The organism is Okeania sp. SIO2C9, assembly GCF_010672455.1.
Lineage (GTDB): Bacteria > Cyanobacteriota > Cyanobacteriia > Cyanobacteriales > Microcoleaceae > Okeania.
Genome location: NZ_JAAHGO010000015.1, coordinates 50,064 through 73,103 on the forward strand (window position 1 = coordinate 50,064; position 23,040 = coordinate 73,103).

Annotated in this window: 14 protein-coding genes and 1 pseudogene; 12 read left to right on the forward strand and 3 right to left on the reverse strand. The window is 36.1% G+C overall.

Annotation, left to right across the window (positions count from 1 at the left end; genetic code table 11):
* The first annotated feature begins 18 nt into the window (after positions 1-18).
* Positions 19-1,083: an AI-2E family transporter gene (locus tag F6K23_RS14580; protein ID WP_293156518.1), complete on the forward strand. Its 1,065-nt coding sequence runs from the start codon at positions 19-21 to the stop codon at positions 1,081-1,083.
* A gap of 6 nt (positions 1,084-1,089) precedes the next feature.
* Here the strand turns inward: F6K23_RS14580 and F6K23_RS14585 are convergent, their stop codons facing one another.
* On the reverse strand, positions 1,090-1,938 hold the full coding sequence (locus tag F6K23_RS14585) for a prephenate/arogenate dehydrogenase (RefSeq protein ID WP_293156765.1): 849 nt from the start codon (positions 1,936-1,938) through the stop codon (positions 1,090-1,092).
* Positions 1,939-1,974: 36 nt separating this feature from the next.
* On the opposite strand from F6K23_RS14585, the gene F6K23_RS14590 reads away from it, so the two are divergent.
* The 3 genes from F6K23_RS14590 to F6K23_RS14600 all read left to right on the forward strand — a co-directional run bounded on the left by F6K23_RS14590 (position 1,975) and on the right by F6K23_RS14600 (position 7,314).
* Positions 1,975-3,534, forward strand: coding sequence for a pentapeptide repeat-containing protein (locus F6K23_RS14590; RefSeq protein ID WP_293156520.1), 1,560 nt, complete (start codon positions 1,975-1,977; stop codon positions 3,532-3,534).
* Positions 3,535-4,252: 718 nt separating this feature from the next.
* On the forward strand, positions 4,253-5,770 hold the full coding sequence (locus F6K23_RS14595; RefSeq protein WP_293156522.1) for a pentapeptide repeat-containing protein: 1,518 nt from the start codon (positions 4,253-4,255) through the stop codon (positions 5,768-5,770).
* Between the two features lie 5 nt (positions 5,771-5,775).
* Positions 5,776-7,314 (forward strand): helicase C-terminal domain-containing protein, encoded by a 1,539-nt coding sequence (locus F6K23_RS14600; RefSeq protein ID WP_293156524.1) that lies wholly within the window; start codon positions 5,776-5,778, stop codon positions 7,312-7,314.
* Between the two features lie 811 nt (positions 7,315-8,125).
* Here F6K23_RS14600 and F6K23_RS14605 read toward each other — a convergent pair.
* Positions 8,126-8,288: pseudogene (locus F6K23_RS14605) on the reverse strand (IS1634 family transposase); the annotation flags it as partial.
* 250 nt (positions 8,289-8,538) lie between these two features.
* On the opposite strand from F6K23_RS14605, the gene F6K23_RS14610 reads away from it, so the two are divergent.
* The 3 genes from F6K23_RS14610 to F6K23_RS14620 all read left to right on the forward strand — a co-directional run bounded on the left by F6K23_RS14610 (position 8,539) and on the right by F6K23_RS14620 (position 11,939).
* Entirely contained in the window at positions 8,539-8,751 is a 213-nt protein-coding gene (locus F6K23_RS14610) for a DUF2839 domain-containing protein (protein WP_293156526.1), read from the forward strand.
* A 906-nt stretch (positions 8,752-9,657) separates the two neighbouring features.
* Positions 9,658-10,023, forward strand: coding sequence for a DUF1815 family protein (locus F6K23_RS14615; RefSeq protein WP_124144568.1), 366 nt, complete (start codon positions 9,658-9,660; stop codon positions 10,021-10,023).
* 1,037 nt (positions 10,024-11,060) lie between these two features.
* Positions 11,061-11,939, forward strand: a complete 879-nt coding sequence (locus F6K23_RS14620) for an alpha/beta fold hydrolase (protein WP_293156529.1) — start codon at positions 11,061-11,063, stop codon at positions 11,937-11,939.
* A 617-nt stretch (positions 11,940-12,556) separates the two neighbouring features.
* Here F6K23_RS14620 and recA read toward each other — a convergent pair.
* Entirely contained in the window at positions 12,557-13,639 is a 1,083-nt protein-coding gene (gene recA / locus F6K23_RS14625) for a recombinase RecA (protein WP_293156531.1), read from the reverse strand.
* Between the two features lie 1,624 nt (positions 13,640-15,263).
* On the opposite strand from recA, the gene F6K23_RS14630 reads away from it, so the two are divergent.
* The 5 genes from F6K23_RS14630 to F6K23_RS14650 all read left to right on the forward strand — a co-directional run bounded on the left by F6K23_RS14630 (position 15,264) and on the right by F6K23_RS14650 (position 23,026).
* A complete protein-coding gene (locus F6K23_RS14630; RefSeq protein WP_293156533.1) occupies positions 15,264-16,394 on the forward strand; it encodes a DegT/DnrJ/EryC1/StrS aminotransferase family protein in 1,131 nt (376 codons plus the stop codon).
* Between the two features lie 431 nt (positions 16,395-16,825).
* Positions 16,826-17,716, forward strand: a complete 891-nt coding sequence (gene crtB, locus F6K23_RS14635; RefSeq protein ID WP_293156534.1) for a cyanoexosortase B — start codon at positions 16,826-16,828, stop codon at positions 17,714-17,716.
* Positions 17,717-18,327: 611 nt separating this feature from the next.
* On the forward strand, positions 18,328-19,047 hold the full coding sequence (locus F6K23_RS14640) for a cyanoexosortase B system-associated protein (protein WP_293156535.1): 720 nt from the start codon (positions 18,328-18,330) through the stop codon (positions 19,045-19,047).
* Positions 19,048-19,150: 103 nt separating this feature from the next.
* Positions 19,151-20,665, forward strand: a complete 1,515-nt coding sequence (locus tag F6K23_RS14645) for an SLBB domain-containing protein (RefSeq protein WP_293156538.1) — start codon at positions 19,151-19,153, stop codon at positions 20,663-20,665.
* A 150-nt stretch (positions 20,666-20,815) separates the two neighbouring features.
* Positions 20,816-23,026: a tyrosine-protein kinase domain-containing protein gene (locus tag F6K23_RS14650; RefSeq protein ID WP_293156541.1), complete on the forward strand. Its 2,211-nt coding sequence runs from the start codon at positions 20,816-20,818 to the stop codon at positions 23,024-23,026.
* The last annotated feature ends 14 nt before the right edge of the window (positions 23,027-23,040 follow it).

The following is a 23,040-nucleotide window of genomic DNA, read 5'->3' on the forward strand; positions in this document are numbered from 1 at the left end:
AAGAAATAACTAAAAATTATGCTGAACTTACTAAATAAAAGATTATTTTGGTTCTTAGCATTACCAATAATTGTCATAAATGGTTGGGCTTTACTTCAAATATTTCAATATTTTGGTCGAATAATTACAATAGCTGTCTCTGCAACCTTACTCTCATTTTTGTTAGATTATCCAGTGCTTTTTTTAGAGAAACATAAAGTTAAACGCCCCAGAGCAGTTATTTTAGTATTCTTAATAGCATTAGTAATTATATTAGTTTTGGGAGTTATTCTAATTCCTTTACTATTAGAACAACTTACCGGATTTATTGAAAAATTTCCTAGTTGGCTCGCATCAGGAAATCAACAATTAGAATCATTTGACCAATGGGCAGATAAACATAAATTACCGATTAATTTAACCCTTTGGACAAATCAATTGGCAGAAAGTTTATCTTCTCAATTGCAAGATATTACAGGAGATATTATTAGTTTTATTGTTAATGCATTAGGTAGAATTTTTGACATTTTAATCACCATCATTATCACTTTTTACCTAATGTTGCATGGCGATCGCTTATGGGATGGGATATTTAATTGGTTGCCTAATCACCTAGAGATTCATGTACGCAAATCATTAAGACAAAACTTTCAAAATTACTTTATTGGCCAGGCTACATTAGCTTGTTTAATGGGTGTAGCTATGACCATAGGTTTATTATTTTTAGGAGCTCCTTTTGGTTTATTATTTGGCATAGGAATTGGTTTAATGACTTTAATTCCTTTTGGTACAGCTTTAGGTGTAACTCTCGTAAGTTTATTAATAACTTTAGAAGATTTTTGGCTAGGTATAAAGGTTTTAATAGTGATAGTTTTAATAGAGCAAGCAATTGAAAACTTTGTTGCTCCTAGAATATTAGGAGGCTTCACTGGTCTTAATCCTGTCTGGATTTTAGTCAGTTTATTAGTAGGGGCACAAGTATGGGGAATTTTGGGTTTATTAATTGCTGTCCCCATAGCAGGTTTTGTCAAAAATACTGTTAATTACCTCCGCTACTATTCAGAATTTGGCGTTGCTGAATCAAGGTATGAAAATAAAAACTGAAAAATCTCAAATTTCATGCTGTAAAAAGAGTTTTCTATTTTGCTCTGTATACCTTAACTTTTCTTCCAGAATCTGCCAATCTTCTTGTTCAATTTGTTGAATAAACTGGTCAATTTGTTCACGAAAAGAATAGAGTGATCGTAACACCTCTCCACGATTATATTTGGCCATCATTAGTCCTAATTCAGGATTACCTCCTCCCACACGACTAGTATCACGGAAGCCAGAACTAGCCAAATCTTGTGTTAACTTGAAAACTGTAGGATTAGTCTCGCTCATACAAGCAAGAATCAAACTTGCACTGGCCATAACAGGCAAATGAGAAATCCAAGCAACAGCTCGATCATGTTCATAAGGGTCACAAAAGTAAATTTGACTCTTGAGCGACTTAGCTATTGCCTTAATTTTCTCCACAGACTCTAGGGGAGTATTTTCCGTAGGGGTCAGCACATAAGGTCTATTTTGAAATAAACCCAACTGAGCCACTTCAATTCCATTTTCTGCTTTGCCCGCCATAGGGTGTCCACCTACAAAATTAGGCCAGGTGTGGGAAACCGCTTCCACGATAGGTGCCTTAACCGAACCGACATCGGTTAAAATTGTAGTGGGAGAAAGAATTGGAATCAGCTCTTCTAAAGTAGGAAAAATAACGGCTATGGGAGTACAAATAAATATTACATCAGCAATAGATAGTAAAGATAGATCCAAACTGGCCTCATCAACAGCCCCAAGAGCGAGTGCCTTTTGACAAGTTTGTTCTCGATGAGATACCCCAAGAACACGATAACCAAGGGTTCTTAAATCTAATCCAATTGAGCCACCGATTAAACCTAATCCGACAATACCTATATTAATCATAATGAAATGGGGATTATACCAGGGTGCGCCCTAATGATAATCGAAGAACTTCAAAAAAAATATGCCACTGGTGAAAGAGACTTTACTGACTTCAATCTTTTTGAGGCCAATCTTAGTGGTATTAATCTCAGTGGTGCAAATCTTAGCGGAGTCAATCTCAGCGTTGCCAACCTCAGTGGGGCAAATTTAACTGATGCTAATCTCAGTAAAGCTAAACTTAATATTACTAAACTTAACGGCGCTCATCTTAGTGGCACTAACTTAAATGATGCCGATCTTAATGTAGCTAATCTAGTTTTAGTTAATCTCAAAAAAGCTCAATTAGTTGCTGCTAAATTGATTAGAGCAGAGCTGATTAGGGCAGAATTAAGTGAGGCGAATCTCTCTTTTGCCGACTTAAGTGGAGCAAGTCTGATAGAAGCTACCCTCAGAAAAACGAATCTTAGTGGTGCCAACTTAAAGGGAGCGAACCTACGCTTTGCTTCTCTAACAGGAGCTAATTTAATAGAAACTAACTTGCAAGGAGTAGATCTTAGTGGCGCTGATCTTAGTGGTGCTGACCTTAGTGGTGCTGAACTCAGACAAACGAATCTTACTGGTGCTAACTTGAGTGGAGCTGATTTAAGTGGGGCTAATTTACGTTGGGCTAGTCTGATTGGGGCCAACCTAAAGTGGGCTAATCTTAGTGATGCCAAGCTTAGTGGTGCTGACCTAAGTAGAGCTGACTTGTCCCAGGCTAATCTTTTAAATACTAGCTTAGTTCATGCTGATTTATCAAATGCTTGTTTAATTGAAGTAGATTGGATTGGAGCAGATTTAACAGGTGCAACTTTAACAGGTGCAAAAATTTATGGTGCTTCTCGCTTAGGAATTAAAACAGAAGCGGCAATTTGTGAATGGTTTGATTTGAGTTCTAATGGAGATCGAAGTAAAGTCCATTATCTCAATGCTGAAAAAATAACAAGTTTCTTTCACGAGACTCTTCCTAAAGTAAAAATTATTGTTGATGCTCCCTTAGATAGCTCTGGTCATTATGCTCTAGCAGCAACATATTATCAAATTAGTAAGTATTTACCAGAGCTAAATCAACCACCTTCTATACAAATTAACTCTTGTCGAACAATAATCTCGTTTCAAATGAAAAGCGACAAGAAACTATTTGCTACTGCTTATGCTGCTATTATCGCTTTTAATGATGCTGCTAAGACTCAAGAAAAAATTAGCAATATTATGGAAATGCTTGACTCTCAAGATGCAAACTATTTAACTCCTAGAACGGCTAAAAAAATTCAGCAGCTAACTACAGTTTTCAACCAATCTATTAAAAAAATTAATCAAATTAATAAAGACAAGGAATTACTGAGATTTTGCAACGGAATTAAGTTTTTTCAGACACCAACAAAAATAACTCTTGTTAATTCAAGCGATCAAAATTTTAATGTTTATCATCATCCTACATTCGGTAAGCGAATAATTAATAAAGTTAGTAAAAATAGTGAAGTAGAAACTATCATTCAAGTGCCTCAAGCAGAGTCATATTCTATAAATACAATTATGAATTTCCTGGATGGTTTTCATAATTTTAAATATTAGTTTACTAATGCAAAATTATTGTTGATAATTATTATCTCAAATATCAAATTTTTATTCTTAAGAGCGATTTGTTATACTTTAATTAATACCACCGATAACAGAATAAAATATTTGTTATATTAGCACAATAGAAAACTTGTATATAATACAATGGCTCTATATTGACTGCAAACTTTGTCATAGAAAACGCTGTTTTATAACAGAGATTTATAATTTTTCCCTATTCCCTAACATCTTGAATTTTGTACTTCACCTAATTGCAAAAATCTATAACATGATAGAGTTAAAAAAAACTAGACACCAAATTTATCTTAAAAGTTAAAGCAAGATAAATACAGTAAATTACAAGTATATGAAGTACAAAAATTAACAATAAAAATAAAAGTTTTGTGGTCGGATATCTTGCCCGCCACTGGTGTACCTCACTTAGATGAAATCTTTTGTATCTTTATGATTAATGTAGCAGTGTTAATTTGAATTTTGCATAAAATATTTTGGAATTAGGGAAAAGACTGTTCGATTTATTTTCTATTCCTGGATTTTTTACAAATAATTTAAGACTACTATATCCAGAAAATTAATATTGACTTCAAGTTTAACAGTTAACTTGATTAAATTACCTACTTTTGTTTTGTACAAATAACTAATTTAGATAAAAAAATCATATTAAAATTCAGTAGAAAAATATATTTAGTCAACTTGACTTAATCAACAACAGATGCCAGAAGAAATATTCAGAAGATTTGAATTAGTCAAAAGATATGCACAAGGGGAAAGAAATTTTACTGCTATAAACCTGACAGAAGTTAATCTCAGTAAGATGAACTTAAGTCAAAGTAATTTCAGTAATGCTACCCTATTTGTCTCTAATCTTAGTGGTGCTAATCTTAGTGAATCAAATTTCAGTAAAGCTAATCTTAATGTAGCTCGCCTTAGCAATGCCAATCTCAACAGGGCAATATTGAACCAAGCTACTTTAAATGTGGCCAATCTAGTCCGAACTAATCTGAGGGAAGCTACATTAGTTCGAGCTACATTAGTTAGAGGAGAATTAGTCAGAGTAGATATGACTCTAGCTAATCTCAACAGAGCTAATCTCAGCGGTGCTGATATGAGAGAAGCTATCCTAACAGAAGCAAACTTTAAGCAAGCTAACCTTAGCGGTGCAAATCTTAGAGTGGCCACAATACAAGGAACTTATCTAGAACAAGCTATTCTCCATAGTGCCGATCTAACAAAAGCAGATTTACAAGGAGCAGATCTGACCAATGCTGAATTAAGACAGGCTAACTTAAGTATGGCTAATCTCCGGAATGCTAAGTTTAATGGAGCTAATCTGAGATGGGCTACTCTTAATGGAGCTGACTTAACTAATGCTAACCTGAGTAATGTTAAGCTGAGTGGGGCCAATCTTCATAAAGCAAATTTAACTAATACAAAATTAACTAATGCTAGTTTAGTTCATGCTGATTTAACTGAAGCCAATTTGATTAGAGCTGATTTAGTGGGAGTAGATTTATCAGGGGCAATTTTGACTGGAGCAAAACTTTATGAAGTTCCTAGATTAAATATTAAAGCTGATGAAATTGTTTGTGAATGGATTGATACTAGCCCCAACGGAGATAATAGCCAAGTATATTATTTTAAATCATCAGCAGAATCTAAAAGATTTTTTAGCCAACAATCTCCAACTGTTCAAATTATTGTTGATTCACCTTTAGACCTCAAAGCTAATGTAGCTCTCGCTACAACTTACTATCATTTGGGCAAGGATTATGATTGTGTTACTCGTCCTCCTAGTATTGAAGTTAGCTACCGAAAAACTATTTTGAATTTTAGAGCAGACAGTGATGAACTCTTATTTATGCTAGCATTTATTGTGATTTTTCCTTTCGCTGATGCTAAAAAAGCTCAAACTAATGTGATAGAAATTGTTAAAAATATTCCTTTACAAGAAATGAATACCAAAATATTAGAATTAGAAATAAAAATGGAACAGCTTGTCAAAAAAAATCAGCGAATTCAAACAATTATCGACTCTGTTAGAGGCAAAATTGCTTTTTTTTCCAGTCCTACTCAGTTGATTTTAAATAATTCCAGCGGTCAGGGTTTAGTATTAAGTAGTAATCCAGACTTTGATAAAAAAAACTGTCAAAATCTAAGAGAGCAAACATTTGCTTTGCCTCCTGAAAATAAGGTGGTTGATTTTATCAACAGCTTTTATTATTTGGGTTAAAGTTTGTGATCGAAGTAGAAGTCCATAGATCCCTGCTTAATTTTCTGCGATCGCAAAATGAACCTCACTGGCCTCATAATTTGACGATGGCACGTTTAGTAGCGAGGGCCTTGCGACTGGGACGTAGTGCTTTGATTCAAACAGGGTCTCCGCCAGGTAGTCATAATCAACAATATCAGTTAAGCTACCTAGTACCAATTTTAATGTGGCCTCAAAAAACAATATTAGTTGCTCCTCAGTCAGTACAGGAACATTTACTTAAGGTAGAAATTCCTAAGTTGCTTGCAAGTAATTTATACAGTAGCTTATCACTGCCCAATAAAGCAATCCAAACCTATCCACAACAAGACTCCGATTTTAATGGACTACTCCTGATAACTCCTGAAGCTTGGTTAATAAACCAATGGGAAAATGAGCAGTTTTCTCTAGGTATTCCCACAATTATAGATTGGGCAGACGATCTAGAAGCTTGGGTTCAAAATTATTTAACTACCAGTTTTTTATCTGCTGACTGGAATCAACTGATGCAAGTTTACTCTGATCGAGCTGACTTTATTCGTGAAGCTAGGATAAATTTAACACGATCGCTCTTCCAACATCCAGCAAACCCCTACAGTTGCTACTTAATTGAACAAGATGAGGAGCAGATTTTACAAAATCTAATCGAGCGTTTGTCATTGACTCCAACAAACAAGGAATTACATCGTAATAATTTGAATAAGGATTTTTGGTTTAAGTGGCAAAGCGATGGACAACTAAGATGGGCAGAAATTCATCGCCAGAGAGGATCGTTTTCTTTATACTGTACTCCTTGTGATTTATCTGAAGCTCTTAATAATATATGGACTCAACAAACTGTAGTAATTATTGGAGGAGCATTAGATTTAGAGGCCAAAGCTTCTACCTATAGAAAGATGATGGGGTTAGGGGACTTGACCTGCGTTAAATTTTCTCCTGATCGTCGCAATGAGATGATTCAATTATATTTGCCCAATGGCCTGCCCATGCCAAATACACCTAAATTTCAGGAAGCATTAATTCAAGAAATTAGGACTTTATTGTATATCAGTTCTAGTGCTGTTGATGGATTAATAGCGATTGTCATCGGAGATGTACCACTTAAAGCTCAAGTGGGTGCTATTTTGGCCTCTGAATTTGGTTCCCGAGTTCAAGTGGAAACTACTTCTCCTGGAGTACAAGGCATTTTGATTACTGGTTGGGAATTTTGGCATAAGCATCAAAGGGAATTAAAAGCACCTAAATTATTGATAATTGCCACTTTACCGCTTCCATCTTTGGAAAATCCCTTGGTATCTGGACGAGTAAATTTTTATAAGCAACGGGGTTTAGATTGGTTTAGATTGTACCTTTTGCCAAAAGCATTACAGGAATTGCAACGTTCTATTGCTTCTGTTAGAGAGTATCAAGGTGTTGTTGCTTTGCTGGATAGTCGTGTAATTCGTCGTAGTTATGGCAAGCAAGTTTTAGCAGCTCTTAGTCCTTTTGCCAAGATTGATTACTTAGATACTACATGGTTAACTTAACGAAGTCAGAAGTCAGAATATCGATATTTGAGTATATAATCGGTAAGTATTGCTACTTGGCAACTATCAGTAGTTTTCCTGTTTTGAAGAGAACTCAGAAAAGGGAGTAGAAAATGTATACTTTAATCAGGTAGAACAGAATTGAAATCCTCCCGACGTTGCGCTTACGCTACAATGCGGAATTCCCACTCCATCGCTGGTAGGGTCTTTCTCCTTCTAACGCACCGGCCTGCAATACCGAACCTCTTTTCGCTCTAAAGGCGCGATATACAGTAAGTCGTCAATCTGACGGCTCCTCTAGACACTGCTATCCAAGCAGCGTTATTTTTTTGATTATAGCATATTATTTTAAGAACCGCAACATTGATTGGTTTTCGCGGACGACGTTCCCCTGCGGGAGAGCGCGGGTCTCCAAGCAACGTTGAGATAAAATATAATAATTTTGACAAGAAGCTGGGAAAAAGTTTAAAGTCAATCTTCGCTCAGCCGTGAGATTAACTAGGGCTTGCTGATTAAATCTAAAAGCATTGACATATAAAGACTTTAGCTTTTTTGGGGTCTAAAAAAGTACCTGGGAATCAGCTCTTTATGCTCATGCATGGAGCGTATTTTAGGCGCATAGTTAGGCAGAACAATCTTGGGACAATTCTTTCTACTACCTCTTCGCTCATTCCCATTTCTCCTGTCTCCTGTCTCCAGTATAGCTGTCTCCTACAAAGAGCAAAAAGACTTTCCATACGCAAACCCTAACTACTTGTTTAATTCCCTGTAAAATAACTACATGAATCTCCTGAAAGCATTGAAATATTCATCGCAAGGTCGGACGTTAAGTTAATTTTCCAAGTTGATTTTTAAGTCCAGTTTTTGCTTCTTTTAAAGAGATACGAATTTTTCTTTGCCCAAGAGAATAGACTATAAAGACATAAGCCTATTAACATGGCCATTGTTTCTATTCTTTCTGGGGATTTCAGAAAGGGATTTAGCGATCGCTCTCTATGTTTATCTAATACTACAGATTGAAGTGCGGAAGATGGGTTATAAGGCTGATCTTCTTCCAATATTTTGAATAGTAGCTAAATTAACCAATTGATTAAGAACTAATTCTTAAAGTTAACTTTTTTGATCCTTTCTTAAATAGATTTAACAAAAAAAGTTTATTCCTGTGGAGCCTCACTGTTATGATCTAAATAAATTAAAATCACTTAAATAACTATTGAAATAATTATGGGCGAAGCAAAGCGTCGTAAAGAATCATTAGGAGAACAGTATGGCCAAGAAGCACGTTTTATTTCTTGGCTGCCAATTACTAGAAGTCAAAGTGAGAAATTTATGCAGTTGACTTCAACTGGTGCATGGATTGGTATTGGATTTCTGATTGTTGGCTGGTTAACAGTTAGATTTATTGGTCCTGCTTTTGGATGGTGGCAAATTCAATAATTCCTTATCTATGAAGTTAAGATAACAATTAGAAAAATTTAATAGCTAATAGTTAATTTTTAATTAGCATTAATAAGGGTATTCTCAGAGTAAAATATTCTAAAATGTTTATTTGACACATTAATGAGTATTAATTTAGCATCAAGATTAAATCAATTTCAACCTGATACAAATTTTTGACATTTTTCAAATACTAGATAAAATCTGTTCTAAAAAATTTTAAATTATGAATAATTTTGTGACAGTTTGATTTTTGATAAATTTTATAGATTTCAAAAACAACTTATTAAAATCAATATTCAAGATGATCTGGCAGTATAAAAACTCTATTATGTAGAATTTTAATTTACTCTAGGAAAATGAAATTATTACAATCAATAAAATAAATAAGCCAATACATTTTATTGTTGTGAATCCTGATTCAATTTTCAGTATTTTGTCTATAAATAATTTCCAAATATAGTTTCCAAATATAAATACAATCTAATATCCATAAAAAATCAACAACTCACCTCTAAAAAAGTTTAGATTGAATTGTGTTCTCATTCAAAACTCTTGCTTACAGCTACTTTAATGCATCTTGATACTATTTAACTTATAACCATGATTAATTATTTGTATAATTTTCTGGTTTGAGTTCCTCAAATCTCTAATTTTGGAACCTAAATTTAGTGTTTGAGTCTTTGAAAGTAAAGACATAGAGCATAGGTGGATGTTACTCTTGATACCTTGCTCAAAAATCCTACTTAGTTAACCTAATCAAGTATCTAGCATTAAAGGGGCTACTCGAGAGATTTGCTAAAAAAATTATTAGGGATATACTTAATGTTCAAAAGCTAAACACCAAATTTTTATAAGACCTTAACAAAGTCTAAAATTTAGGGGTGTGGTGATAGGAGGATAACAGTGTTTCTGAGACTTGCAGAACAACATCGTCAATTTGTACAAGACCTAGTAATGAACTTGCAAGCTCTGGCAATTGTGCTGGAGAATAGAGGATATTTGGCATCTTGTTATACCTGCGGAGGTAAAATGAATAGTGCCTCATTTATGGTCAGCTTGGGAGAGAATCACCTGATTCGCTTTCTAGTGTCAGATTATGGTATTACTTGGACAGAGATGCGAGATGATCGTGAACTAATGAAATTAGAAGGAGCTGAAGCAATTAGTCAGTTACAAGAGCTAGCTAATTTACTGAAAAATCAGATTCAGCCCTGTCCAAACTCTAGTCAACTTCCCCAGGAAGACTTAAGTCTGAACCAGGTTATCTAGTTTATCATAAATGTTGAAAGCTCTCGAGCCGTTATAATCGCCAGATTTAACGGTGAGATGAATTTCGACCAGAAAAATAATTGAGCAATAAGCGCGCACATTTTTGGTGTGATAATCTTATCAATAGCCATGGGGCAAACGGTTGAATAAAAGCGCACCGCCTGCGCTGAGGTTTCCGAGGGCGTAAAGACGGAGCAAGAAAGCTTGTGGAGATAGTCTGACAGGGGTGCAACTCTACTGGTTTGATTTGTTATCTAGCCTGAGAATCTGTCTTCGCATAGCGTTGCGTCAGCAACACAAGAATCTCACGTTATATTTGATTTAACGGTGAGAGTGTCAATAATGTCCTTCGTTAAACCTTGTGGGTATGACGCAGAGTTTAATCTAAATTACAAATATTAAATAAAGCATTAATCCCCCCCCTGATAAAGCTATCCCTTATACGGAACTCCTGAAAACCCTGTGGGAAATATGGGGAAGTTGGAGAGTAAGAATCTTGTCTACAGTTCTCAAAAAAATGTATTTTTCAACCCACTTTTCTTTGGAAAAGCCTACTAAAAAAGAATAACATAACTTGTATATTTTGTCAAACTTTCTGTTAATACTTTGAAGATGTTGGTAATGGATAACTTAATAAAGGGAGGAACAGCTAATCTTGATCTGCTTGTGGAGACGTAAAATGTTAATCAGCAACCAAAGCAAGAAACTTCAAATTCAGTTTTGAAGCCTCCGTTATAATCTATGATTTAATGGGGAAAAACATCATGGAAACAAATTTAGTATTTCATATAAATCTCTCTTCAATTCCATCAAGTCTGAGTAGATCGGGAAAATTGTTCTGAAATTTGTAAAAAATTAGCAACTTACAATATCTGTAATTCAGAGAGGAAAAGCTACTTAAGTTGTATTTCGCTACATCTAGCTTGAACAGATGTTAATCTAGAAATAGATAAATCAAAAATTTAACATTAGCCAGACAAAAGCTACTACTAAATTAGATAAGTCTGGTGGTAATAGAGGAGAGTTGATTGCAAACTATGAGTCTTCTAGAGTCTCAATGGCAACATTTTTTCGTAGACACCAACAATGTACGTCTACATTATGTTACTCAAGGTGAAGGAGAGTTAGTCATACTCCTTCATGGGTTCCCCGAGTTTTGGTATTCTTGGCGCTATCAAATCCCTGCATTGGCCCGCCATTATAAAGTTGTAGTACCAGACTTACGAGGGTACAACGATTCCGAAAAACCAGATAACGGCTATGACTTAGATACCCTAGCTGCTGATATTCGAGGACTAATTGAGCGTTTGGGTTATGTTAAAGCACATATTGTAGGCCATGATTGGGGAGGAGCGATCGCCTGGCATCTTGCCCAAAAGTTTCCTCAATATCTTAACCGCCTGGCAATTTTGAACGCGGCCCATCCACAAAAACTTATTCAAGAAATAACAGGAAATATAGATCAACTACGACGAAGTTGGTATATATTAGCTTTCCAAGTTCCTGGTATTCCAGAATGGCTGATTCAGCAAAATTTAAGAGAATTTATTAAAGGGGTTTTTCAGGGACAAGCTATTCGTAAGAGTGTCTTTAGTACTGAAATTACTCAAATTTATCAAGCAGCTCTGGAAAAACCAGGAGCGCTGGTATCAGCAATTAATCACTACCGTCAATTTCTTTTACCTCAAAACTGGCTCAAAAACTTTAATCCTAAACCATCATTAATTACAGCACCTACTTTAATTTTGTGGGGAAAAGAAGATTCTTTTTTAAGTCAAAAACTTACAGAAGGTTTAGATAAACTAATTGCAGCTCCTTTTTGGTTAAAAGTCATCCCTGAATGTGGCCACTGGATTCAGCAGGAAGTACCTCATACAGTGAATAGAGAGTTACTTGATTTTTTACAAAAGAAGTAAATAGGAGGGAATAGCGAATAGGGAACAGTAGGAAAAACATTTCCCTGTTTACAGTAATCACTCTATGTCTGCGCCCTATCTATACTATTGCTATCTTTGACATCCTCCCGACGCTGCTCTAGGAGACAGCGCGGGATTCCTAACCATCGCGCTATTAGGCCTTTCTGCTTCAATGCACCAGCCTCCAAGGTCGAGCCTCTTTTCGGTCTTAAAGTCGCTCCACAGACTGACACTGCTAGCCCAGCAGGCAGATTCTAAGTTTAACACACTATTGACAAAACCGCAAAATTGATTGGTTTTTCCTGCGGAATGCTGCGCAAACATGCCCTAGCTCCCCTTCGGGAGAGCGCGGGTCTTCAACCAACGTTGAGATAACTATTGACAAATTTAGCAAAAAGCAAAAGAATCATAGTTGCATAATCTTGAGATTAATAATAATAAAATAACTGCAACTATGAAATTATTAATAGAAGCTAAAATTTACCGAATAATTAATAATTAAATAATTCTGGTTTGAAGTCTCCCCTTGTAAGGATAAAAAAAAAGAAAATATTCCTTATATTCAATTCCGTAACGGTTTTAACCAGAGGTAATTATCAATTATCCATTAATGGATCTTACTCTTCTTCTAAAATTTCTTCTTCATCTTCTTCCTCTTCTATTTCATCAGGTCGTGCCACAGAATTAGCAGAAACCAAAGCACCGTGATTTAATTTTTCCCGAACTTGATCTTCAACTTTTTTGGCAAAATCAGGATTTTCTTCCATATAAGCGATCGCCTTTTCTCTACCTTGAGCAAAATTACTTCCTCCGTAGCTATACCAAGCACCTTTACGCTTAATGACATCTGTCTCTTCAGCTAAGTCAATAACACAACCAACACTAGAAATTCCTTTACCAAAAATAATATCAAATTCAGCAATACGGAATGGAGGAGCCACCTTATTTTTAGCAACCTTCACCTTAACATGAATACCATATTCCTCTGAAGATTTTTTCAGAGTTTGTGTACGACGAATATCAAGTCTTACCGAAGAATAAAACTTAAGAGCATTACCACCAGTAGTAGTTTCTGGATTACCATAAACAACACCTATTTTTTGTCGAAGTTGGTTGAGAAAGACAACTGTACAACCAGACTTACCAATATTACCTGTAATTTTCCGTAACGCTTGACTCATTAAACGAGCTTGAAGACCCATGTGAGAATCTCCCATGTCCCCCTCAATTTCAGCTCTAGGAACTAATGCTGCTACCGAGTCAACAACCACAATATCAACAGCTACAGATCGAACCAGGTGATCCACTACCTCCAAACCCATCTCCCCAGTATCAGGTTGGGAGACCAATAAATTTTCAATATCTACCCCTAATGCAGCAGCATAAGTAGGGTCAAGAGCGTGTTCCGCATCTACAAAAGCTGCAATACCTCCTGTTTTCTGAATTTCGGCGATCGCGTGTAAAGCAAGGGTAGTTTTTCCCGAACTTTCTGGGCCATATATTTCAATAATTCTACCCTTGGGTAAACCACCTCCCAATGCTAAGTCTAAGGTCAGTGCACCACTAGGGATTGTTTCTACCTTCATCCGGGTAGAATCTCCCAAACGGACAATTGACCCTTTACCAAAACTTTTTTCTATAGTTTTCAGAACTGAATCTAAAGCTCTTTGTTTTTCTTTATTATCTGTAGCTGAAGCCATTTATTTTTTTTCCCAACTTAACACTAGACATTTATATTCTCTAAGGCTAAACGGTTTGCCCCACGGTTAATCGCCTGATATTTTGAAGAGACTTGGAAATAGCTAAGTGCTAGACCCACTACTCTACACTTTAGATTAGGAGAGCCAAAACCTTCCTATTTAGATTTCACGACAACCAAGCTGTGCGAAACAGACCATACTCCGTCACCTAATTTTCTAGGATTAAGGCCACTGCCGAAGGACACGGCCAAGTTTCTACCCTAAAAAATATCCGTGTCACAAAACCCATAACTTTATTTAATTTTCTAGGTATATTTTATTTACCATAGTTTCCACAGGCAGCTAGTAAACGAAAACCTCTACAGAATGGCCACCCAAGTCAATCGATGTAGTTTTGCATATTGCATAATAGTAACATTTTTAAATTTCTATTATTAGATGATACATATAAATATTATTCAAATGCTTTTATTACAATATTTTCACTTATATAAACAATAATTAGGACTTACCGATCAATTATAAAAGTATTGATATATAAAGGTTTGAGCATTTTTATGGTAGAAAAAAGTGCGCCTGTTTTAGTTGAAAACCCTCAAAAAGCTAGTATTTTGGGCTGACTATGGCAGAACAATCTTGGGACAAAACTTAGCTCCTACCTCCTCGCTCATTCCTATTTCTCCCCTCCTGGGAGGGGGAGGGGCGAGGGGTGGGTTGTCTCCTGTCTCCTGTCTCCTGTCTCCTGTCTCCTGTCTCCTGTCTCCTGTCTCCTGTTTCCTGTCTCCTGTCTCCTGTTTCCTGTCTCCTGTCTCCTGTCTCCTGTCTCCTGTCTCCTACCCCAGGGCAAACGCATCTTATTTTGAAGTTCTGACAGGGCAAGGATGTCAAGCTTATAAGTATTTATACTAATTACCTCTCTAAAGTTTAACAGTAGAAACTTCCAGAATTTAGATGCGTTTTCCCTGTCTCCTACCCCTACTACAATACTTTTTCAGCAAACCCTAATTATGGCTTGCTGAATAAAGCTAAAAGTCAGGATAGCTAAAGCTTAGGAGCTTTTTATATTAAGTTTATCTCCTAATTATCAAAATAACATGGGTCTAAAACCCAGCCTTGATTGGCGCAATATTTTTGGAGCGGGGCTTAAATCCCCGTTACAAAAATAACTTCTGACTCACAGGAGTGCGCATTCCGCAAGCGAGCTGGCGTCGTCGCGGGGTCGCACCGCTTCTGACTTCTGACTTCTGACTTCGTTAATGGCTCTTATTTGCCTCAAAATACTGAAATTTTCTGCTGAAATTCAAGAAATTTTCTTCACATAAAATGGCCGAAACCGTTGCCTGTTCAACCACAAATCGACCCGTCCCCCTGTCCCCGTGTCCTACCCCCACCAACCAATTTTTTCAGCGAACCCTAATTATTTGTAGCAATAATAAAAATATTTATTGAATATTATTGGCTATCTTGCTCTTTCTCAGAAGTTATTTGTGCTATCTTATACTTGGTAATATAGTCAGGTTTAGTGTATAAATTATTACTCTAAACACTTGAAATAGTGTAAATCAATATTTCAGTTAGCTAATACATCTGAGTAAATTTTTAGTCATCAACATTATTATAGATAATGGCAAAAAATATTCCTTTCGTTGACCTCAAGCTCCAACATCAACCACTAAAAACAGAGCTAGAAAATGCCATCCAGGCAGTATTAGATAGAGGAGACTTTATACTTGGTCAGGCAGTAGAAAAATTTGAGTATTCATTTGCAGAAGCTTGTGGAGTTAAAAATGCTATTGGAGTTGCTTGTGGCACTGATGCTATTGCACTAGGACTTCAAGCTTGTGGTATTGGTGCGGGTGATGAAGTAATTTTACCTGCTAATACATTTATCGCCACACTAATTGGGGTACTTCATGCTGGTGCTATCCCCGTTCTAGTGGACTGTAATCTTGACAATGCCTTAATTGACTTAGAAGCAGCTCAAAAGGCCGTCACCTCCAAGACTAAGGTAATATTACCAGTACATCTTTATGGTCAAATGGTAGCTCCTAGTAAATTGCAAGACTTTGCTCAAGCTAACAATTTGATTATATTTGAAGATGCAGCCCAAGCTCATTTGGCACAAACAGAAGGATATCGTGCTGGAAGCATAGGAACAGCTGCTGCATTTAGCTTTTATCCAAGTAAAAATTTAGGTTGCTTTGGTAATGGAGGAATGGTTATTACTAACGATTCGGTGGTGGCAAATAAAATGCGAAGTATCCGTAATTATGGCGCACCGCGTAAATATGTCCATGAGGAAGTAGGTACTAACAGTAGGTTAGACACAATACAAGCTGCGGTACTAAATGTCAAGCTTCCTTATTTAGAGAGCTGGAATAGCGATCGCAACCAAGCAGCTCAAAAATATGATAGCCTTCTCAGTCCAATGAAAGAAAAAGGTATTATTCCCATACAGAATTTGAGTGGGAGTGGGCATATTTATCACTTATATGTGATTCGAGTCACCGACGAATCTCCCATTAACCGCGATACCCTAAAAGAGAAATTAACAGCCGAAGGTATTTCTGTTGGTATCCATTATCCTATACCTTGTCATCTGCAACCAGCCTATCAAAATTTAGGCTACAAACAAGGAGACTTTCCCAATAGTGAAATTCTCAGTAAACAGATTTTGTCCCTACCTATGTATCCTGTAATTAGTGAAGAACAAATTAATCAAGTTGTTGAGACAATTAGTAAAATAGTTAATTAATAACTGTTGATTTGATTGATTTTAAAATTCAGGGTCTTCTCAGAAAAATATCACCTAAAAACAATTAATTTTAGCTATAAAATTGAGGGAAAAGTAGAATAAATAATAAGAGGAGAAGCATCTTTTTTTTGCTATCTCCAAATATTAATTATCCAAAAATTAAATTTAAAAAGTATTTCCTGATGGAATGCTCGGCAAACAGCAATTGGTGCAGTTAGTATTTCCTAAGGGCATACTTCCTCTTCCAGAAGAGCTGCGTTAACGCAAACAGCGAGTGATTTATACTGGAATCGAGACAAATGTAATTAAAAAGGGGATTTAAACCCGACCTAATAGCTGAAAGCTAGTTAAACTTGTGAAGTTTTCTTTCAAAGATTCATATCGGTCTAAAACTTTAATCTTTTGAATTAATATCAATAAAACTAAAAAATATGCAAACTCGCCAAAAATTTCCCATTGCTATTGAACAGAACATACTCACAATAGCGGTCGCTGCCTTAGTATTTCTGATGTATATTCCTCTAATCATCTATTGGTATGATGGCTGGCTAAATAAAAGTATAAGTATAGAACATGAATACTTTAGTCATGGAATAATAGGTCTACCTTTTGCTGGTTATATTGTTTGGCATAATCGCCATAAATGGCAACAATTACCAAATATTTTTCACCCTTTGGGAGCCGTATTATTAGGACTTGCAGGAGCTTGGTATGTAAGTGGTATACCAGACTTAATCAACTTATCTTTTCCATTAATACTAGCAGGAATTTGTCTTTGGTTTAAAGGAATTCCTGGATTCAAATTAATGGTTATGCCACTAATTTTCGTTTTGCTTGCTAGTCCTAACCATATTCCTTATCTAATAGAACCTTATGCCTTGCCTCTACAAAAATTTATTGCTACAGTAGCTGGCTTTATTTTAAAACAATTAGATATGGATGTTGTTGTAGAACAAATATATCTATATGTAGGGGACAGAATTGTTGAAGTTGCTCCTCATTGTGCAGGTTTAAAAATGTTGTTTACCAGTCTCTATGTTTCACTAATGTTACTTTACTGGACTGGTGCCATCGCTAGTCGTGCTAAAACAATTTTTTTACTTTCTAGCGCAACAGTGGTTAGTGTCACTGCAAATATTATCAGAAATACTATACTAACAATTTTTCATGGTACAGGTCAAGATGAAGCTTTTCATTGGTTACATGAAGGATGGGGTGGGGATATGTATTCTGCTTGTATGTTGGGTTTATTAGTTTTGATGATGAATTGGATAGACAGTTATTTTACAACATCAGTTGAACCAGCCGACCAGACTGATTAAGAAAATTATTTATCAGGTAGAATTTCGAGATTTATTAACTAGAATAAATATCAAGAAATTAATAAAAATTTCTTTAATTCGATCTTTTGATTATTTAGGGGTTGCTGATTAAATCTAAAAGCATTGACATATAAAAACTTTAGTCTTTTTTTGGACGAAAAAAATGCCTGGTTTTCAGTCTAAAACGCTCAAAAAGGAGCTTATTTTAGGCAATAGTTGGGCCGAAAAATCAAGGTACAATTCTTACTCCTACCTCCTCGCTCATTCCCCGTTATTCCTGTCTCCTGTCTTCCCCTCCTGGGATGGGTTAGGGGTTGGTTGTATCCTGTCTCCTACCCCTACTAAAAGACTTTTTCAGCAAACCCTATTTATGGGTTTAATACCAAGGGAGAAAAAAGAATGCTTAACTTATGAGACACTTATTTGAATGTTACAAGTTGACGTGCAGAATGTGAGTTTAAATATTAAATAATTGCCTGAAATTAATGTAGCATCAAAGTTTTGAGCTGATAAAATATGGCCTTTAATTCTTGAATTTTGACTGATAACTGTGGAAGACTATTCCCATCCACTTTTTGCTTCTTCCTTCTTAGCTTCTTACCTTCTTCAATATGGTTTATAGTTTAAAAAATCTGCAAAAGTATAAATTCCCCCAAATAGTATTGCTGGTATTTCTTTTAATAGTTTTAATAGTAGGAACTATACCTGGTTATGTGTCAGGAAAATGGTCATGGGAAAATACTGCTAAAATTACTAATCTCAAAAGCTTAAAACAAGTAAGAAAAAATGGATTAACTATACCTGATTGGACAACAACATCTCATAGAGAAATAACAATTGCTGATCGTAAGTGGTTGTTTCAAGAAATTAACAATGAAAATAAATCTGTCATTTTGTTAGTGTTAACTCAAAATGGACCAAAAGACAAGCCTCAAGTAGAATGGATGGATATCAATGGGTTTAATCGTTGGAAGACTGATTCATACAATCGAGTTAGTTTCACCTCACAGATGCCTGATAAAGATAGTAATACAGACTCAAGAAAGCAAAATATATCAAATATAGAAGCTAGATTCTTGAGAGGCTGGACAAATAAACAAACTTATGCAGTTATGCAATGGTACTCTTGGCCTGGAGGTGGTAGCCCAGAACCTGGTGATTGGTTTTGGACCGATAGACTAGCTATGGTATCTCGGAATCGCGTGCCTTGGGTAGCAGTAAATATTTTATTTCCAATTGAACCTTTAGAAGATATTGACCCCTATCTGCCACAACTAACATCTATTGGGCAAAAAATTCAAGCATCATTAATAAAAGAAGCATTCAAATAATCTGCCAATAGTTAGCGTTCAAGATTTCATCAGATAGTAATATAGCCAAAAATTTAACCACCCGACTAGGAAAACTTAATCAGATTAAACTACTTTAAACCCTATGATTAACCGCTATTATAAAAAGTTAATTTCTTTATTCTTAGGCAGTTTCTACTCTAGTGCTGTAACTATTTCCTTAGCAAGTCTAGTTTTTCCCAAAAGAGCTTATGGACAAATCCAATTACCAAATAACTCTCAGCAAAATATTTCACAGCTTAAAGCACCATCCATAGGTTCGCCCCCCTTAAATCCGAATTTTGACTCAGACCCAGATTTACGATTAAAACGTTACTTACTGGGACCAGGAGATCAACTTTCGATTCAAGTTCAGAGATTTCCAGACCTGAATGTAGCGACAACGATTGGCCCGGAAGGTACTATTCAAATACCTTTAGTAGGAACAGTGCTGTTGCAAGATTTGACAATATTAGAAGCAATAGCAAAAATCACCTCTGAATTAAATCAATTTATTATTAATCCAGAAGTCTCCATATCCTTACTTGTTCAACGTCCTGTCCGAGTCACGATCGCCGGAGAAATCACTAGACCAGGGTATTATCCAGTAGGAGGAAATTATCAAATTTCAGATGCTTTAAGTGCAGCAGGTGGTACCACTTTTACCGCAGACCTGCGAAATGTAGAAGTGCGTAGAACTTTAGCTGATGGATCTGTAGTTGCTCAGGGAGTGGATATTTTAACCCCATTACAGATGGGTGGTTCACCTCCCGATCTGCGTCTAGAAGATGGAGATGTAGTAATTGTACCTTATCAGACTTCTATTGTAGCTCAAGATAGCGATCGGGAATTACTAACTAATTATAGCCAAGCAGGTCCATTACCTGCTGGTATTGTGACTGTGAATGGAGAAGTAGAAAGACCTGGTTATTATCAGGCAAATCAAGTATCTTCTGCTTTACTCGCTGCTGGTGGAGCATCTCTAACTGCCGATATACGAAACATTTTAGTACGTCGGAAATTAAGTGATGGTAGTGTAGTTGAAGAAACAATTGACTTATACACTCCCTTGCAAAATTCTACCGAATTGCCGAATATTCTTCTCAAAGATGGGGATGCTGTAATTGTACCTACATTAAAACCAGGATCGGATTTTGGTTATGACCGCGATCTAGTGAGTAAATCGACTTTAAGTGCACCACAGATTACTATTCGTATTTTCAGTAATCCTAATGATACCCTTGCTACTACTAATCTTCCTAACGGTAGTAGATTAATAGATATTCTTAATGGCATAGCATTAGATTCAGCAGATTTAGAAGGAATTAATTTGATTCGATTTGATCGGGAAACAAGAAAAATAGTTAGACGCGAACTCAATGGTAAAGAAGCAATATTTGGTGATGCTTCTCAAAATATTTTACTTCAGAATGAGGATATAATAGTTATTGATAGAACATGGATTGATAATATTAATAATCTATTTGAGAAGTATACACTTCCAATCAGAAGTTCCTTGGAATTCGTGCTGTTTTTCCGGTCTTTGCAACAAGATACTTCTAATGTGTTCTTCGGTGGAGGTGGCGGTAATAATCGGAATAGAAACAGGAACAATAATTAATTAGAAGCAATAATTGATGATAATTAGGCAGAGGCAAACAATAGAATAAGCAGAGGTAAACAATAGAATAATTAGCTAATATCGAATAAAATGTTAAACAGAGCCAAGACTAAAAAAATCATTTATAAATATATTAATAAATACTAGATTATGGCTATACCAATTATTAAACGCTATTTGATTGCTTTAGGACTATACAAGTGGGTAGGAGTAGCAACTTTTACTGTAGCGGTAGGTGTTTCAGGAATAATTGCTTTGCAGCCAATTCCAGAAACAAAAAGTACAATTCTAGGTACATTGAGGAAAGTTAGTCCTATTTTACTATTTTCTGAGACTGGTGCTCAAATACAACAAAACGCTCAAGCAGTAACTCCAGAAATGTTACTAAATGATGAAGTGCGACAGGCAGTAGCGGAAGAAGTATTGGTAGATCTAAGAAAGCTCAAAAGTGCAAAATTAGTTTTCAAAGCAGATCTATTCTATTTATCTTATGAAGATACAGATACAGAAAAGGCTGTAGAAATAGTAGATGCTTTGATGGAAAAAATAGTGCAGCAAAGCCGAAAAATTAATACTACATCCCAAAGAGCAATTATTAATGAAGTCAACAAACGTTTACCTGCAGCAATTGAAGAATTGAGAAAAGCTCAACAACAGCAACAGCAATTTGAGAGAGAAGAGGAAGCATTACTGGTTACAGCAAGGGCAGCAGCTTTACCTGGCGCGATCGCAGGTAGTAGACAACAACAAGACCAGATTAAACTTCAGTTAGATGGGGTAGAAGCTCAGATTAAGAGTTTAGAAGCACAGTTAGGGTTGACAGCAGATCAAGCTTATGTGGCGCGGGCGCTCGCAGCAGATCCAATTATAGCTCAACTACGAGTCCAGTTGTATCAAGTAGAAAATGAGTTAGATAAGTTATTATTAGATTTTACAGAAGAATATCCACCTGTAGTTGAGTTGCGTAGGCAAAAACAAGTTACAGAACAACAACTACAACAACGTGCGACAGAAGTTTTAGGGGGTAATGGCATAGCAGCACCATTGAGAAAAGTAGATCAAATTCGAGTAGATGCTTCTTTAGACCCCACAAGACAACAGTTAGCAGAAGCCTTAATAGCTCTGACAACTCAGCAGGAGCAACTACAAAAGCAACTACAAACAACAATTCAAATTGAGCAGGAATTGGTGGCTGAGTATGCGACTATTCCTGATAAGCAATTAGAATTAACTCAGTTGCAAGAAGAAGTTGCCGTGAAAAAGTCTCGTTTGGATAAGATGCGAGTAACTTTAGAAGATGCTGAAGCAGCTGAGGCTGAGATAATTAGTAGTTTAGCTATTGCTCAGAAAGCTGGTGTTGCCAAGAAGGGTGAACCAGCAGGCGAAAAAAGTATGCCTTTGATGTTGGCAGTAGGGGGACTAGCAGGCATAGTTGTTGGTGGAGGTTTAATTTTTGTTTTGGGGATGCTTTCTGGCAAGTTCTATTCTTGGGAAGAAATTCAAACAGCATTAAAGGAAAAAGATGTACCATTGTTGGGTTTGTTGCCAGATGTGATATATTTTGAAAACATAGAAGCTATGGATGCAGAGGAAATGCCCTTATTAGTTGAGCATAATTCTCCTTATCTGGAATCTTATGAAAAGTTACGGACAAATTTACAACGTCAAGGAACTAAACCTCTGAAAGTTTTGCTATTGAGTAGTGGAGCAAAAGGGGAGGGTAAAACATTTTGTGCTTATAATTTAGCGATCGCTGCTGCACGAGCAGGTCGGCGGACACTTTTAATTGAGACAGACTTAAGATCTCCTTCAAAAGTTCAATCTCTTAAAATTGTTCCCGAACCACACAGAACTTTTGAACCGCTTCGTTATTACAGTGATATCAGTAATTGTATCCAACAGGTGCCACAGGTAGAAAATTTGTATGTCATCCCTAGTCCCGGTCCTGTGAAACAAGCAGGAGGTATTATTGAATCAAGTGAGATGAAAAGGTTACTTTCAGATTCACGACATCGTTTTGATTTTGTTATCCTTGACTCTCCTTGCATAAGTAAAAACAATGATGCTTTTATGTTAGAACCTTATACTGATGGCATGATTATTGTGGCTAGGCCACATTTCACTGTATCAGGTGTACTAGCAGAGGTTATAGAACAGTTAACAGGTGATGATGAAGACGAATCTGGTAAATATATTCCTAAGCTTTTGGGAGTTGTGGTCAACGCAGCTGATATTCCTATAGATATTCCATTGGAACAATTTGATGATTTGGATCTACCCGAACCACAGCTTGCTGACTCACGGAGAACATCTAGTCTGAACACTGGAGTGGGAACATTGACACAGGTTCGCGATCGATAACGACTTTATTTACT

Bases quoted from the DNA above. Each gene is read 5' to 3' on its own strand.
- F6K23_RS14580 (WP_293156518.1), top strand. From the start codon at position 19: ATGCTGAACTTACTAAATAAAAGATTATTTTGGTTCTTAGCATTACCA.
- F6K23_RS14590 (WP_293156520.1), top strand. From the start codon at position 1,975: ATGATAATCGAAGAACTTCAAAAAAAATATGCCACTGGTGAAAGAGAC.
- F6K23_RS14595 (WP_293156522.1), top strand. From the start codon at position 4,253: ATGCCAGAAGAAATATTCAGAAGATTTGAATTAGTCAAAAGATATGCA.
- F6K23_RS14610 (WP_293156526.1), top strand. From the start codon at position 8,539: ATGGGCGAAGCAAAGCGTCGTAAAGAATCATTAGGAGAACAGTATGGC.
- F6K23_RS14620 (WP_293156529.1), top strand. From the start codon at position 11,061: ATGAGTCTTCTAGAGTCTCAATGGCAACATTTTTTCGTAGACACCAAC.
- recA (WP_293156531.1), bottom strand. From the start codon at position 13,639: ATGGCTTCAGCTACAGATAATAAAGAAAAACAAAGAGCTTTAGATTCA.
- F6K23_RS14630 (WP_293156533.1), top strand. From the start codon at position 15,264: ATGGCAAAAAATATTCCTTTCGTTGACCTCAAGCTCCAACATCAACCA.
- crtB (WP_293156534.1), top strand. From the start codon at position 16,826: ATGCAAACTCGCCAAAAATTTCCCATTGCTATTGAACAGAACATACTC.
- F6K23_RS14640 (WP_293156535.1), top strand. From the start codon at position 18,328: ATGGTTTATAGTTTAAAAAATCTGCAAAAGTATAAATTCCCCCAAATA.
- F6K23_RS14645 (WP_293156538.1), top strand. From the start codon at position 19,151: ATGATTAACCGCTATTATAAAAAGTTAATTTCTTTATTCTTAGGCAGT.
- F6K23_RS14650 (WP_293156541.1), top strand. From the start codon at position 20,816: ATGGCTATACCAATTATTAAACGCTATTTGATTGCTTTAGGACTATAC.